6 protein-coding genes are annotated in these 15,876 nt (G+C 70.1%); 3 read left to right on the top strand and 3 right to left on the bottom strand.

Features of this window, described 5'->3' with window-relative positions; genetic code table 11:
• The first annotated feature begins 33 nt into the window (after window positions 1–33).
• From KNJ79_RS01500 to KNJ79_RS01490, 3 genes are all read left to right on the top strand, one after another.
• Complete coding sequence (locus KNJ79_RS01500; protein WP_449465112.1) at window positions 34–5,850, top strand: alpha-2-macroglobulin family protein; 5,817 nt, start codon at window positions 34–36, stop codon at window positions 5,848–5,850.
• A gap of 165 nt (window positions 5,851–6,015) precedes the next feature.
• Window positions 6,016–8,142: a penicillin-binding protein 1C gene (gene pbpC, locus KNJ79_RS01495; protein ID WP_317152513.1), complete on the top strand. Its 2,127-nt coding sequence runs from the start codon at window positions 6,016–6,018 to the stop codon at window positions 8,140–8,142.
• 107 nt (window positions 8,143–8,249) lie between these two features.
• Window positions 8,250–9,803: an amino acid permease gene (locus KNJ79_RS01490; protein WP_089216587.1), complete on the top strand. Its 1,554-nt coding sequence runs from the start codon at window positions 8,250–8,252 to the stop codon at window positions 9,801–9,803.
• A 305-nt stretch (window positions 9,804–10,108) separates the two neighbouring features.
• Here the strand turns inward: KNJ79_RS01490 and KNJ79_RS01485 are convergent, their stop codons facing one another.
• From KNJ79_RS01485 to KNJ79_RS01475, 3 genes are read right to left on the bottom strand one after another with little or no spacing between them, the layout of a single operon-like run.
• Entirely contained in the window at window positions 10,109–13,393 is a 3,285-nt protein-coding gene (locus KNJ79_RS01485; RefSeq protein ID WP_317152512.1) for an error-prone DNA polymerase, read from the bottom strand.
• Entirely contained in the window at window positions 13,390–14,928 is a 1,539-nt protein-coding gene (locus KNJ79_RS01480) for a Y-family DNA polymerase (protein WP_317152511.1), read from the bottom strand. The genes KNJ79_RS01485 and KNJ79_RS01480 overlap by 4 nt, the downstream gene beginning before the upstream one ends.
• Window positions 14,831–15,619 carry an ImuA family protein gene (locus KNJ79_RS01475; RefSeq protein WP_317152510.1) on the bottom strand — a complete coding sequence of 263 codons (789 nt, stop codon included), beginning with the start codon at window positions 15,617–15,619 and terminating at the stop codon, window positions 14,831–14,833. Before KNJ79_RS01475 ends, KNJ79_RS01480 begins: the two co-directional genes overlap by 98 nt.
• Window positions 15,620–15,876: the final 257 nt, after the last annotated feature.

Below are 15,876 nucleotides of genomic sequence, written 5' to 3'. Positions count from 1 at the left end.
ACGCCAGCGATGAGGAACAGGGGACGCGCGCTCGTGAGCGCATTGGCCGGGCGGCTGCGGCTTGCGCTGCTGTTGCCGCTGATGGCAGCTGTCGCCGCGGCGGGCAGCGACAGCGTGCCGCAGGTGACGCTCGCGACCCCCGGCAGCTCGGGCAGCGGCGACGGCACGATCACGCGCTTCACCCTGCGCTTTTCCGAAGACATGGTCCCGCTCGGCGACCCGCGCGCGCGCGCGCCCGCCACCAACGACTGCAAGGTCGCCGAGACGAGCCGCTGGGTCGACACGCGCACCTGGGTGCTCGAATTCGACGCGCCGCTCCCCGGCGGCAAGCGCTGCCATGTCGAGCTGCGCCCCGACCTCGTGACGGCGCGCGGCGTGTCGGTGGTCGGCAACGACCGTTTCGCGATCGACACCGGCGGCCCGTCGGCGCGCGCCGTGCTCGCCGGCGGCACCTATGAAGGGATCGAGGAAGAGCAGATCTTCCTCGTCGCGACCAACGTCGCCGCCGACCGCGCCTCGGTCGGCCGCTACACCTATTGCGCGGTCGACGGCATCGGCGAGAAGATCCCGGTCGACGTGCTGCCGCGCGAGACCGCGACGCAAATCCTGACCGGCCTCGGCGAAAACGACTGGAAGCGCCGGTCCTTCGCCTATGACGCCGGCCTGCCCGATCGCCTGCCCGCCGCGGGTGCCGATCGCGACGCCGCGCTCGACCGCATCGTTCCGCTCAAATGCCGCCGCCCGCTGCCCCCCGGCCGCGAGATGGCGCTCGTCTGGGACGCGCGCATCCAGCAAGCGGGCGTCCCCGGCCGCACCGCGGGGCGCGACCAGCGCTTCGACTATGACGTGCGCCCCGCCTTCACCGCGAAGATGGCGTGCAGCCGCGTCAACGCGCAGGCCGGCTGCAATCCGATCGAGGATGTCCGTCTCTCCTTCGCCTCGCCCGTCGCGCGCGCCACCGCGCTCGCCGCGGTGCTCACCACCGCCGACGGCCAGCGCCTGACCCCCAAGGCGAGCGACGACGACAAGCACGACCCGTGGCTCAGCGAAGTCCGCTTCGCCGGCCCGCTGCCGCAGAATGTCGAGGCGACGCTGACCCTGCCCGCGAATGTCACCGACCAGAGCGGCCGCCCCCTCGCCAATGCCGCGAACTTCCCGCTGCGCTTCGGCATCGACCGCGCTCCGCCGCTGGTCAAATTCGCCGCCCCCTTCGGCATTTTGGAGGCGAGCGAGGGCGGCGTGCTGCCCGTCACCGTGCGCGGCGTCGAAGCCTCGCTGGTGCAGAAGAACCTCCAGATGTCCGCGCGCACGCTGCGCGTCGGCGACGACGATGCCGCGATCGCGCGCTGGCTGAAGCGCGTCGACGACGCGGGCGACAGCGACTATCGCCGCGAGCCCGGCCCCGACGGCACCGAAATCACGGTCAATTACACCGGCAGCGAATCGGTCTTCGGCGATGGCGCCCCGGCGGGCGGCACCCGCCGCGACCTCACCCTCACCCCGCCCGGCGGCGGCAAGGCGTTCGAGGTCGTCGGCATCCCGCTCGCGCAAAAGGGCTTCCATGTCGTCGAGATCGCGAGCCCCGAACTCGGCGCCGCGCTGCTGGGGCGCAAGGCGACGCGCTATGTCGCGACCGCCGCGCTCGTCACCGACATGGCGGTGCATTTCAAATGGGGCCGCGAAAATTCGCTCGCCTGGGTGACCCATCTCGCGAGCGGCAAGCCCGTCGCGGGGGCGGAGATTCGCGTCACCGACAGCTGCACGGGGCGCCTGCTCGCCAGCGGCACCGCCGACAAGGCCGGCCGCCTCGCCTTCCCCAAGGGGCTGCCCGAGCCCGAGACTTATTCGAGCTGCGAGGACGACCCCGACCCGATGGACAGCGAGGGCCATGCGCTGATGGTCACCGCGCGGGCGGGCGATGATTTCAGCTTCACCCTCACCGACTGGGGCAAGGGCATCCGCCCCTATGACTTCGACCTGCCCTATGGCTGGTCGGAACGCGAGGACATCGTCCACACCGTCTTCGACCGCGCGCTCGTGAAGGCGGGTGAGACGGTGCATATGAAGCATATCCTGCGCCGTCCGGTCGGCACCGGCTTCAAGATTCCCGAAGCGATGGCGGGGACGCTGCGCCTGCGCCACCGCGGTTCGGATACCGAGTTCGAAATGCCCTTCGCGATTGCCGCGAGCGGCAGCGGCGAAACGGCGTGGGACGTCCCCAAATCGGCGCCGATGGGCGATTACGACCTCGTTTTCGTCACCAAAGACAAGAAGGGCGAGGAACAGACGCGCTGGAGCGACCAGTCGATCCGCGTCGACGAATATCGCCTGCCGACGATGAAGGCCGAGGTCACAGGGCCAAAGGCGCCGCCGGTGCGCCCGGCGAGCGTGCCCTTGTCGCTGTTCGCCGGCTATCTGTCGGGCGGCCCCGCCCCCGGCCTGCCGGTCGAGCTCAGGACCAATTTCTATCCGAGCTGGTCGCCGCCGGAGGATTATGAGGGCTGGGATTTCGACGGCCAGCCGGTGAAGGAAGGTATCGTGCGCCTCGACGACGACGGCGACGTGCCGCGCGCCGACATGCCGCTCGCGCGCTCGGTGCCGCTGACGCTCGGCGCCGACGGCACCGCAAGGACCAATATCGCCGTCGACGAGCCGATAAGCGAGCCGACCTTGATGGCGGTCGAGATGGACTATGCCGACGCCAATGGCGAGACGCTGACCGCGAGCCGCCGCATCACCCTTTATCCCTCGGCGGTGCGGCTCGGGCTCAAGACCGACGGCTGGCTGATGCGCGACGACGATCTGCGGCTCAAATTCGTCGCGCTCGACCTTGCCGGCAAGCCGATCCGCGGCCAGCGCATCGACGTCGCGCTCTACAGCCGCGAGGTCATCACCGCGCGGCGCCGCCTGATCGGCGGCTTCTACGCCTATGACAACCAGATGCGCACGACTAAGCTCGCCGCGCGGTGCAGCACCTCGACCGACAGGCTCGGCCGCGCGAGCTGCGCGATGGCGCCCGGCGTCTCGGGCGAGGTCACGGTGGTCGCGACGACGAGCGACGCCGACGGCAACGAAGCGCGCGCGGTGCGCTCGGTGTGGCTCGCGGGCGACGACGACTGGTGGTTCGGCGGCGACAATGGCGACCGCATGGACGTGATTCCCGAGCAGCCGCGCTACGCCGCGGGCGACACCGCGCGTTTCCAGGTCCGCATGCCCTTCCGCGAGGCGACCGCGCTCGTCACCGTCGAACGCGAAGGCGTGCTGTCGAGCTTCGTCACCCCGCTTTCGGGCACCGACCCGGTGGTCAAGGTCAAGCTGCCCGCGACCTATGCCCCCGACGTCTACGTCTCGGTGATGGCGGTGCGCGGGCGCGTGACCGGCGAGGAAAGCTGGCTGCGCAAGATGAAGCGCGCGGTCGGCTTCGAAATCGAAAAGAGCGAGAACGCCCCCCCGACCGCGCTCGTCGACCTCGCCAAGCCGAGCTACCGCCTCGGCATCGCGCGGATCAAGGTCGGCTGGGAGGGCCACCAGCTCGCCGTCAAGGTCAGGACCGACAAGCCAAGCTATGCCGTGCGCGACACCGCAAAGGCGAGCATCGAGGTGCGCACCCCGGACGGCAAGCCCGCGAAGGACGCCGACGTCGCTTTCGTCGCGGTCGACGAGGCGCTGCTCCAGCTCGCGCCCAACGAGAGCTGGAAATTGCTCGACGCGATGATGGGCGCGCGCACGCTCGACGTCCTCACCTCGACCGCGCAGATGCAGGTCGTCGGCAAGCGCCATTACGGCCGCAAGGCGCTCGAGCCCGGTGGTGGCGGCGGGGGCGATCTTTCGGGGCTGACGCGCGAGGATTTCCGCCCGGTCCTGCTCTGGAAAGGCCATGTCGCGCTCGATGCCAAGGGGCGCGCGCGCGTCGACGTCCCGCTCTCCGACAATCTTTCGGCCTTCCGCCTCGTCGCGATCGCGACCGGCGGGGCGCAATATTTCGGCACCGGCGAGGCGAGCGTCCGCACCGTGCAGGATCTCGGCATCTTCGCCGGCCTTCCCGAAATCGTCCGTACCGGCGACAGCTATGATGCGCGCTTCACGCTCAGGAACGGCACCGGCAAGGCGATGACGGTGACCGCGACCCCGTCGCTCACCCCCGCGATCGCGACCGGAAAGCCGCTCACCGTCACCATTCCCGCGGGCGGCGCGGTGCCGATCAGCTGGACGATGAAAGCGCCCGATGCGCCCGGCAAGCTCATATGGACGATCGAAGCCGCGTCGAAGGACGGCAAGCAGCGCGACCGCCTCGTCTTCGACCAGATGATCGAGCCCGCGGTGCCGATCGAGACCTGGGCCGCGAGCCTGCTCCATGTCGGCGCCGACACCGGCCTGCCGATCGCACCGCCCGCGGGCGCGCTGGCGGGCGGCACTGTCGACATTGCGCTCTCCGATACGCTCGCCCCGCCGCTCGCGGGGGTGCGCGCCTATATGGCGGCCTATCCCTATGACTGTTTCGAGCAGGCAACCTCGCGCGCCGTCGCGCTCGGCGATCTGGGACGCTGGCAGGCGCTCGCGGGCGCGATGCCGACCTATCTCGATGACGACGGGCTGCTGCGTTACTGGCCGAGCGAGCGGCTCCAGGGATCGCCCGAGCTTACCGCCTATGTCCTCGCGATCACCGCGGCAAACGGCTTCGCGATCCCCGAGGCGCCCAGGGCAAAGATGATCGCGGCGCTCCAGGCGCTCGTCGAGGGACGGCTGACCCGCAAGGGCTATGGCCCCTATGACATCCGTCCGGTGCGTATCGCGGCGCTCGCCGCGCTCGCGCGCAATCGGGCGTCGAGCGCCGATCTGATCGCAGCCGCCGACATGGCGCCCGAGGACATGGCCACCGGCACGCTCGCCGACTGGCTCGTCGCGATCGACGCGACCCCGGGGGTTCGGGGTGCGCCGCGCCTGCGCGCCGCGGCGGAAGCCGAGCTTCGCAAACGGCTCGTCTACGAAGGCACGCGCCTCGACCTCGTCGACGATGCGCGCGCGCCGTGGTGGATGATGGCGAGCGGCGACGAAATGGCGATCAAGACGCTCGACGCCGTGCTCGGCCGCAAGGGCTGGGAGGACGACGCCGGGCGGCTGATGACCGGCGTCGCGCAGCGCCAGCGCCGCGGCCATTGGGACACCACCCCTGCGAATGCGTGGGGCGCGACGGTGGTGCGCCGCTTCGCCGAGCTTTACCCCGCAAGCGCGATCACCGGCACGACGCGCGTGTCGCTCGGCGGCGGCAGCGCGGCGCAGGCCTGGCCCTTGCGCGCCGACACCGAACCGCTGCGCGTGCCGCTGGTCGCGGGACCGCTCAGCCTGCGCCACGACGGCGGCGGATCGCCATGGGCGACGGTCAGCGTCAGGGCGGCGGTGCCGCTCAAGGAGCCGCTGAACGCCGGCTACCGGATCAAGCGGACGATGAGCATCGTCAAAGCCGCCGATCCGAAGCGGCTCGTGCGCGGCGACGTCGTCAAGGTGCGGATCGAGATCGCCGCGAGCGCCGGCCGGACGTGGGTCGTCGTGAGCGACCCGGTCCCGCCCGGCGCAACGATCGTCGGCAACCTCGGCGGCCAGTCGCAGATGCTCGGCCAGCAAGCCGAAGGCGAAGGCTGGCAGCCGAGCTATGTCGAACGCCGCAAGGACAGCTGGCGCGGCTATTTCGGCTGGATGCCCGCGGGCACCCACGCGGTCGAATATGTCGTGCGTTTGAACGGCTCGGGCCGCTTCACCCTGCCGCCGACGCGCGTCGAAGCGATGTATTCGCCCGCGATCCGCGGCCAGTGGCCGAACGGCACGATGACCGTCGCGGGATCGGCGGAATAGACCAACCCCCTCCCCTTCAGGGGAGGGGCAGCGAGACTTGGCAGCTTGCTGCCTGGTCGCAGCGGGGCGGGCCGCAACGCCAGCACCATCCCGCAAGCCCCACCCCAACCCCTCCCCCGAAGGGGAGGGGCTTTGAACGAGCAATGGACGGCGCCGAATCACATCATGCACCCCCCCAAACGCCGCCTCTTCGACGCTTTCGCGTGGATCGCGCTCGCCGCGCTCATCCTCGTCACCGCCGCGCATCTTGTCACCCGCCCGCCCGCGATGCCCGCCTATGCCGACGTGCGCGCGGCGTGGAAGCCCAGCGAGGCGTGGCTCTACGACCGCAACGGCCGCCTCCTCGATACCGAGCGCGTCGATTTCCAGCGCCGCCGCCTCGCGTGGGTGCCGCTCGGCGACATCAGCCCCGCAGTGCGCGACGCCGTCGTCCAATCGGAGGACCGGCGCTTCTGGTCGCACGGCGGGGTCGACTGGCTCGCGATCGCCGGCGCGATCCGCGCGCGCTGGACCGGCGGCCCCTCGCGCGGCGCCTCGACGCTCGCGATGCAGCTTGCGGGCTTCCTGTCGCCCGACATCGCGGCGCCCGGACGGCGCGACTGGCTGACCAAGATCCGCCAGATGCGCGCCGGGCAGGCGCTCGCGTCGCATTGGACCCGCGCGCAGATGCTCGAGGCCTATCTGAACCTCGTTCCCTTGCGCGGCGAGGCACAGGGGATCGGTGCGGGCGCGAACAGCCTGTTCGGCAAGCGTCCCGCCGACCTGACGCGCACCGACGCCGCGCTTTTCGCCGGGCTGCTGCCCGACCCGGCGGCGGGGGCCAAGGCGCTCGGCGCGCGCGCCTGCCGCATCGCCGCGGCCGCCGATTGCGGCGCGATCGAGGCCGCAGCGGCGACGCTCGTTTCGGGCGAGCGCGCGGCACGGCTCGACCCGGCGCTCGCCCCGCACCTCGCGATCCGCCTGCTCGACACGCCCGGCAAGCGCGTCACCACGACGATCGACCGGCGCGCGCAGCAGATCGCGATCCGCGCGCTGCGCCGTCAGCTCAAGGGGCTCGGTGCGGAGCGCGTGCGCGACGGCGCGGTGGTCGTGCTCGACAACCGGACCGGCGACATGCTCGCCTATGTCGGCGGGGTCGGGCTCGGCTCGACCGCCGCCGCGGTCGACGGCGCGAGCGCGCGGCGGCAGGCGGGCTCGACATTGAAGCCGCATCTTTATGCGCAGGTGATCGAAAAGCGCTGGCTGACCGCCGCCTCGATCCTCGACGACAGCCCGGTCCAGCTCGACACCGCCTCGGGCCTCTATGTGCCCAAAAATTACGATCACAGCTTCAAGGGGCCGGTAACGGTGCGCAAGGCGCTCGCCAGTTCGCTCAACGTCCCTGCGGTGCGCACCCTTGTCCTCGACGATGTCCAGCAATTCCGCGACCGCCTCTGGACCTTGGGTTATCACGGACTGGTCGAGGACGGCGACTATTACGGCTTCAGCCTCGCGCTCGGCTCGGCCGAGGTCAGCCTGGTCGAACAGGCCAATGCCTTTCGGACCCTCGCCAATCAGGGCCGCTGGTCGCCGGTGCGCTTCGTGCGCGGCGCGCCGATGGGCAAGCCGCGCCGCATCGTCGGTGCCGGCGCCGCCTTCATCGTCGGCGACATCCTCTCCGACGCGACCGCGCGCACCGACGCCTTCGGCGCCGACAGCGCGCTGCGCCTGCCCTTCTGGGCGGCGGCGAAGACCGGCACGTCGAAGGGGATGCGCGACAATTGGTGCATCGGCTTTTCGGACCGCTACACCGTCGCGGTGTGGGTCGGCAATCTCGAGGGCGATTCGATGCACGCGGTTTCGGGCACCTCGGGCGCGGCGCCGGTGTGGCGCGACGTGATGCTGGCGCTGCACGAAGGGCGCCCCGGCACCGCCCCCGCGGTGCCCGATGGCGTCGAGGCGCGCCGCATCGCGCTCCCCGGCACGCGCGAGCCGCCGCGGCGCGAATATTTCCTTGCCGGCACCGCGCAGACCGAAATGGCCGCAGCGCCCGAAGCCGCGCGGCGCCCGCGGATCACCAGCCCGGTGAGCGGCAGCGTCTATGCGATCGACCCCGACATTCCCGCGGATCGCCAGCGGCTCGGCGTCGCGGTCAGCGGCGCGGTGGCGGGCCATCGCCTGCTTCTCGACAAAAAGCCGCTCGGCGACGCCGATGCCGGTTTGCAGATCGTGCCGCGCCCCGGCAGCCACATCCTCGCGCTCGTCGATCCCGGCGGGCGGACGATCGACCGGGTGCGATTCACGGTGCGATAGAGCGCGTGTCACACCGCTGAAATTAAGTTGCGCTGAGCGAACGAGCGGCTAGTCTGCCCCGCCAGGAGACGGGCGCCCTTCCGGCGGCCCGACAAGGGGACATTCGCATGATATTTGGTCGCGTCAAACCACTCGACGCCATTCTCGCCACGGCCGAGAAGAAATCGCTCGCGCGCACGCTCGGACCCGTTCAGCTCACCCTGCTCGGGGTGGGCGCCATCATCGGCACGGGCATCTTCGTCCTGACCGCCGAAGCCGCGCAAAAGGCCGGGCCCGCCATGATGTGGAGCTTCGTCGTCGCGGGGCTCGTCTGCGCCGTCGCCGCGCTCTGCTATTCCGAAATCGCGTCGATGGTGCCGGTCTCGGGCTCGGCCTATACCTACACCTATGCGGTGATGGGCGAGCTGCTCGCGTGGATGGTCGGCTGGGCGCTGATCCTCGAATATGCCGTCGCGGCGAGCGCCGTGTCGGTCGGCTGGTCGGGCTATTTCGTCGGACTGTTGCAGAGTTGGGGGATAAGTCTTCCCCACGCGCTCGTCGTCGGGCCCTATGCCGGCGGCATCGTCAACCTGCCGGCGCTGTTCATCGCACTGCTGATCACCGGCCTGCTGATGATCGGCACCACCGAAAGCGCGCGCGTCAATGCGGTGCTGGTGGCGATCAAGGTCACCGCGCTCACCGTATTCATCGCGCTGACCCTGCCGGTGATCAAGGGCGCCGAGTTCGAACCCTTCATGCCCAACGGCTGGTTCGGCAACGGCAATGGTTCGGGCCTCGGCGTCATCGGCGCCGCGGCGTCGATCTTCTTCGCCTATGTCGGCTTCGACGCCGTCTCGACCGCCGCCGAGGAGACCAAGAATCCACAGCGCAACGTGCCGATCGGCCTGATCGGCAGCCTTGCGATCTGCACCATCTTCTACCTGCTCGTCGCCGCGGGCGCGATCGGGACGATCGGCGCGCAGCCGGTCGCGGGGCCCGCGGGCGAGGTGCTCCAGCCCGGCACGCCGATGCTCGCCAGCCAGTGCCAGGCACTGATCGACGCGGGCCGCGAGCCGCTCGTCTGCTCGCGCGAAGCGCTCGCCCATGTGCTCCGCTCGATCGGCTGGGAACGCATCGGCGACCTGATCGGCGTCGCGGCTTTCCTCGCGCTGCCGTCGGTCATCCTGATCATGCTCTTCGGCCAGACGCGCATCTTCTTCGTGATGGCGCGCGACGGGCTGCTGCCCGAAAAGCTCGCGACGATCCACCCGAAGTGGAAGACGCCGCACGTCGTGACGATGATTACCGGTGTCGCGGTCGCCTTTTTCGCGGCCTTCCTGCCCGTCGGCCAGCTCGCCGATATTTCGAACTCGGGCACGCTCTTCGCCTTCTTCATGGTCGCGATCGCGGTGCTGATCCTGCGCCGCACCCAACCGGACCGCCACCGCCCGTTCCGCACCCCGCTCGTGTGGGTCGTCGCGCCGCTCGCGATCCTCGGCACGGTTGGCCTCTATGCGAACCTGCCGTTCGAATCGAAGATGGTCCTGCCCGTGTGGGGCGGCATCGGCCTGCTCGTCTATTTCGCCTATGGCTATCGCAAGAGCCATGTCGGGCGCGGGCTGGTCGAGGTGCATGAAGCCGATAGCGACGCACCGCCGCAGCCGGTTCCGCCGATCGAGTGATCGGTCCGAAGACGGATATGGGAAAGGGGGCTTCCGGCCCCCTTTCTTTTTGGATTTTCCGCTTGGGTTCAAATGGCGGGTTGCGGGCGGTAGCGGGCGTAATAAGCCCCTCCTCTTTAGAGGAGGGGTTGGGGGTGGTGGCGCGCGATAGCGCGCAAGACGTCTAGCACCACCCCGCTGCGACTAAGCCAGCAAGCTGGCAAGTCTCGCTGCCCCTCCTCTGAAGAGGAGGGGTTTGGTCGAATGACAGCAAACCACCCCAAAGCCGTCACTCCAAGCGTCTCTGCGCTCCCCCCAATCCTCGTTCAATGAAAATCGCGCGACTTCGGCAGGATGCGCACGTCGCGCGGATGGCCGTGGCGCTGCGCGTGGCCGCGGGGATATTGCGGATGGCGGACCTCGTCGGCGCGCGCGAGGTCGGGTTCGACCGGCCGGCCGCTTCCCAGCGCGTCGAGCATGGGGGTGCGGTCGACGACCCGGCTCGCCATCAGATGCACGACGCCCTCCTTGCTGCGCTGCACCTCGCCCTCGACCAGCATCAGCCGCGACGCCATCACCGCGCGGCGATAGCGTTCGAAATGGCGCGCCCAGAGGAGGATGTTGACGATCCCCCCCTCGTCCTCGAGCGTGATGAAGATCGCATTGCCCTTGCCCGGACGCTGGCGGATCAGCACCACCCCCGCGGTGCGGACGATGCGGCCGTTCTTCGCCGCCGCGGTCTCGAGGCAGCTCAGCACCCCCTCCTTCGCGAACGCCTCGCGCAAAAAGGCCATCGGATGGCCTTTCAGCGACAGCCGCGTCGTCTGATAGTCGGTGAGTATCTGCTCGACGCGCGGCATCGGCGGCAGCTGCGCATCGGCCTCGGCGCCCAGTTCGCCCGCACCGGCGGCATCGAACAGCGGCAGCACCCCCTGCCGCACCCGCCGCGCCTCCCACAGCGCAGGGCGGCGTTCGCGCCCCATCGAGCGGCACGCATCGGCTTCGGCGAGCAGCCGCAAGGCGCGGGGTGGAAGCGCCGCGCGCCGCGCCAGCTCCTCGACGCTCGCGAAAGGCGCGCCGCGCGCCGCAACGACCGCCTCCGCCCACGCTTCGCGAAACCCGTCGATCTGCCGGAAACCGAGCCTGAGCGCGAGGGCGCCGTCCGCACGCCGTTCGAGGCTGTTGTCCCACCCGCTCGCATTGACATCGACCCCCCGCACCTCGACGCCATGCCCCTGCGCATCGCGAACGAGCTGCGCGGGGGCATAGAAACCCATCGGCTGCGAATTGAGCAGCCCGCAGGTGAAAACCGCGGGGTGATGATGCTTGATCCACGCGGAGACATAGACGAGCCGCGCAAAGGATTGGGCGTGGCTTTCGGGAAAGCCATAGCTGCCGAATCCTTCGATCTGCTTGAAGCAGCGCTCGGCGAAATCGCGTTCATATCCGCGCGCGACCATGCCGCCGATCATCTTGTCGCGGAACCTGTCGATCGTCCCCAGATTGCGAAAAGTCGCCATCGCGCGGCGCAGGCCGTTCGCTTCCTCGGGGCTGAAATCGGCGGCGACCATCGCCAGCTTCATCGCCTGTTCCTGAAACAGCGGGACGCCATAGGTCTTGCCCAGCACATCATGCAGTTCATCGGGCGGATGCGGCGGCGCGGGCGAGGGATAGTCGACCGGCTCCTCGCCGCTTCGCCTTCGCAGATAGGGATGCACCATATCGCCCTCGATCGGCCCCGGACGGACGATCGCCACCTGCACCACCAGATCGTAGAACTCGCGCGGTCGCAGGCGCGGCAGCATGTTGATTTGCGCGCGGCTTTCGACCTGAAAGACGCCGATACTGTCGCCCTTGCACAACATGTCATAGACTGCGGGATCATCCGCATCGAGGTCGAGTTTCAGCGTCTTGTTCCCCAGCCCGTGCGCGCGCATCAGGTCGAAACATTTGCGGATGCAGGTCAGCATGCCGAGCGCGAGCACATCGACCTTCATCAGCCCCAGCGCGTCGATGTCGTCCTTGTCCCATTCGATGAAGGTGCGATCCTCCATCGCGGCGTTATGGATCGGCACCAGTTCGTCGAGCCGCCCTTCGGTCAGCACGAAGCCGCCGACATGCTGCGACAGGTGGCGCGGAAAGGTCAGCAATTCGCCGACGAAACGGTGCAGCCGCTCGATCTCGCCATTGTGCGGATCGAGCCCGGCCTCGACGAGCCGCTCCACCGGCACGTCGTCGCCCCAGCTTCCCCAGCTCGTGTCGGCGAGCCGCGCGGTCACATCCTCGCTGAAGCCCAGCGCCTTGCCGACCTCGCGGATCGTGCTGCGCGGGCGATAGTGGATGACGGTCGCGGCGATCCCCGCGCGGTCGCGGCCATAGCGGTCATAGATGTGCTGGATCACCTCCTCGCGCCGCTCATGCTCGAAATCGATGTCGATGTCGGGCGGTTCGTCGCGCTCGGCCGAGATGAAGCGCGAAAAAAGCAGCTCGTGCTTCATCGGATCGACCGAGGTGACGCCGAGCAGGAAGCAGACGATCGAATTGGCCGCCGAGCCGCGGCCCTGGCACAGGATCGGCGGGTCCTGCGTTCGCGCGAAGCGGACGAGGTCGTAAACGGTCAGAAAATAATAGACATAGTTCCGCCTGCGGATCAGCCGCAGCTCGCTGCCGATCAGCGCGCGCACCCTGGGAGACAGCGGCGTCCCATAGCGCCTTTCAGCCGCCGTTTTCACCAGATGGTGAAGCCAGGCAAAGGGTTTCCAGCCGGGCGGCACCGGCTCGTGCGGATATTCGTAGCGCAGGTCGTCGAGGCGAAAGCCGATGCGCGCGAGCAGCTTCGCGCTTTCGCCGACCGCCTGGGGACAGGCGCCGAACAGCCGCGCCATTTCGGCGGGCGATTTCAGATGGCGTTCGCCATTGGCGTGCAGCCGCCGGCCCGCTTTCTGGACCGTCGTGCCTTCGCGGATGCAGGTGACGATGTCGTGGAGCGGGCGCTGCGCGGCGGTGGCATAGAGCGCGTCATTGGTCGCGAGCAGCGGAACGCCGGCCGCCGCCGACAGCCGCCGGCGTTCGGCCAGCCGCCGCGCGTCGCTCCCCGCACGCGGCATCGTCGCCGCCAGCCACACCGATTTCGGCCGCGCGCGCTTGAGCGTGCGGAGCAGCGCCGCGTCGCCGTCCATCGCGATCAGCAGCAGACCCTCGCAGTGGTCGAGCAGATCGTCGAGGTTCAGGATGCAGTCGCCTTTCGGCGCGCGCAGATTCCCGGTCGAAAGCAGGCGGGTCAGCCGCCCCCAGCCGCGCCGATCGACCGGATAGGCGACGATGTCGGGGGTGCCGTCGGAAAAAACCAGCCGCGCCCCCGTCACCAGCCTGAAATTCGCTGCCCGCGCGTCCTCTTTGACCTGCAATTCCTTCAGGAACGCCCAGGCGCGCACCACCCCCGCGACGCTGTTGCGATCGGCGATGCCGATGCCGTCCATCCCGAGCGCGATCGCCTCGGCGACCATCCCGGCGGGGTGCGAGGCACTGGCGAGGAAGCTGTAGTTGGTCGCGGCGACCAGTTCGGCGAAGCCGGGCTCGGGGCGGGGTTCGGGGCCGGACGCACCGCTCATGCGAACAGCCCGTGGATATACCAGCGCGGATCGGCCTTTTCGTCGTAGAGGCCGTGGCGGAACAGCCAGTAACGCCGTCCCTGCACATCCTCGACGCGATAATAGTCGCGCGTCAGCCCCTTATTGTCGCGGCGGCGCCACCATTCGGCGGCGATCCGCTCGGGCCCTTCGTAGAGGCGCACCGCGTGGAGCGCGCGGCGCCAGCGAAAACGCTGCGGCGGGCCGTCGGGCACTTCGGCGATCACCTCGATCGGCTGCGGCGGGTCGAAGAGGTAGAAGGGGCGCAGCGGTGGCTCGCCCGCCTCTGGTTCGGGCCAGCGTTCGGGGCGCGGCGCGTCGGCGGCGGGCAGTTCGAGCTGCGCCTGTTCGGGGATATGCGTGTCGGCGGGGCGAAGCCTGCGCACCCGCCCGCGCCCGAGCCGCGTCGCGAGCCGGTCGGCGAGCGCATCGACGTCGCCCCTCCGCACCGCGCCGCCCTCGAGCTTCAGCTGGCTCGCGCCGAGCGCCTCGAGGCGCGGCACGGCAAGGCGGATCATGTCGAAACCGAAGCCGGGGTCGATCGGATCGCGCAGCGCGTCGAGGCGCTCGGCGAAGAGCCGCATGACGGTCGCGACGTCGCGCACCGGCTGGCCGGTTTCGACCGCGATCGTCCGCGCCAGCCCGTCGCTGCGAAAAAAGGTCGCGCGAAAGGCGCGCCCGCCCTTGCCACGCTCGGCCATGTCGGCGGCAGCCTCGCCCATCAGTTCGGCGAGCACCTCCATCGCATGCGCGCTGCTCGCGAGCGGTTCGGCAAAGCGGCGTTCGGCGGCGACCGGCGGCGGCGCCACGCGCGGGTCGAGCGGGCTCGGCGCGTCGCCGAGGATGCGGCGCAGCGCAGTCGCGGCGCCCGTGCCGAAGCGCGCGGCGAGGCTCGCCATCGGCCGGGTCGCGAGGTCGCCGATCGTCTTGAGGCCGGCGCGGACCAGCGCGCGCGTCGCCTCTTCGTCGAGTTCGAGCGCCGCGACGGGCAGGCGGCGGATCGCCGCGGCCTCGTCGGGGGCGGGCGGGGCCGGATGACGCGCGAGCGCGCGCGCTGCGTCGGCCGTCGGACCGAAGGCATGACGCAGCGTCATTCCCAGCCGGTCGCAGCGCATCGCGGCGTCGGCGACCAGTCCCGCCTCGCCGCCGAACAGATGCGCAGCACCGGCAATGTCGAGGATCAGCCCGTCGGGGGCGTCGAGCGCGACGAGCGGCGTGTAGCGCGCGCAGCCCTGCGCGAGCCGGTCGAGCCATGCGGCATCGGCGGCGGGGTCGTGCGGCACCACCGTCAGCGCGGGAACGCGCGCGCGCGCATCGGCGAGCGCCATGCCGGGAACGAGTCCCAGCGCTGCCGCTTCGGGCGCGACGCTCGCAAGGCGCAGCGCGCCGCGGACCGTCTCGGCAAAGACGAGCGGCGCGTCAGGCGGCCGCGGCGCCGCGCGGCTCCAGCGCTCGGCGGGGAGCCAGGGGAAGAAGAGCGCCAGATAGCGCCGGGTCGCGGAAGGCTTGGTCGTCACGGTTCCACTCCAGCCGCCAGCGCGCGCCCGCGGGGCCGGCGCGCCAGCGCAATAATTCCAGGTCGAAGGCGGGCGCGCCCGGCGCGCGCGCCTCGAGTTCGCGCGAGGGGGCGGCCGCCACCTGCCAGCGCGTTTCGGCAACGCTCGGCACGGGCTCGGCGGCGATGCGCAGCAGGAACAGGCTCGTCCCCGCCTCGCGCGCGCCGAGCGCGAGACGGCGTCCTGCGGTCAGATCGAACGCAGGAAGCCGGCCATGGCTTTCGACTACCACCGCCGCCGGCCCGGCGCAGCGCACCGCATCGTTGGCGGCGGCGAGCAGCGCTTTCGCGTCGCCCGTCTCGACAAGCAGCAACCGGTTCGGATCGCCGCCAAGCTCGGCAAGCCCGGGGGCATAGAGATGCCCGGCCTTGCGCCCCGCATCGGCGGTGCGCAGCCACAACAGCGGCGCCTCGCCTCCGCCGCGCAGCGCGAGCAGCGCGGCAAAGGCGGCGGCGCTCGCGGCGTCGAGCGGATCGGCGGCGAAAAATTCGTGGATGCGCCCCGCCGCAAGCCCGCCGCCGAGCGCCGCGTCGAATCGGTCGTGCCCGCTCGCCAGCCAGCGCTCGGACTGGCGGACGGACGGCGCGCCCGAAGCGGCGATCCGGGCGACGCGGCGGCGCAGCCCGGCGAGAGAGGAAGACGACTCGCGCATGACATGTTCTCTATATGTTCTATTAGCGCGCGAGTCCGGCCGCTTGTCAAGACGGAGCGATCATGGTCGCGACCGGCGAAGAGGGACTCGCACAAAGACACAAAGCCACAAAGGAATCTCGTATCGCGCCGCAGGCGCCCTCCTGCCCAGCCGCCATATCCTGCACTGCCTTGAAGGATAGTGGCTGCGCTGCGGACGGCGCTTCTTTGTGGCTTCGTGGCTTCGTGCGAATAAATTACACAACGCCCGCGTCCCGG

Origin of the sequence: Sphingopyxis indica, from assembly GCF_032879645.1 — a bacterium.
GTDB lineage: Bacteria > Pseudomonadota > Alphaproteobacteria > Sphingomonadales > Sphingomonadaceae > Sphingopyxis > Sphingopyxis indica.
This window is presented reverse-complemented; position numbering and strand designations above follow the sequence as displayed.

Coding starts and splice junctions, on each gene's coding strand:
- KNJ79_RS01485 (WP_317152512.1), bottom strand. CDS start 13,393: ATGAGCGGTGCGTCCGGCCCCGAACCCCGCCCCGAGCCCGGCTTCGCC.
- KNJ79_RS01475 (WP_317152510.1), bottom strand. CDS start 15,619: ATGCGCGAGTCGTCTTCCTCTCTCGCCGGGCTGCGCCGCCGCGTCGCC.
- pbpC (WP_317152513.1), top strand. CDS start 6,016: ATGCACCCCCCCAAACGCCGCCTCTTCGACGCTTTCGCGTGGATCGCG.
- KNJ79_RS01490 (WP_089216587.1), top strand. CDS start 8,250: ATGATATTTGGTCGCGTCAAACCACTCGACGCCATTCTCGCCACGGCC.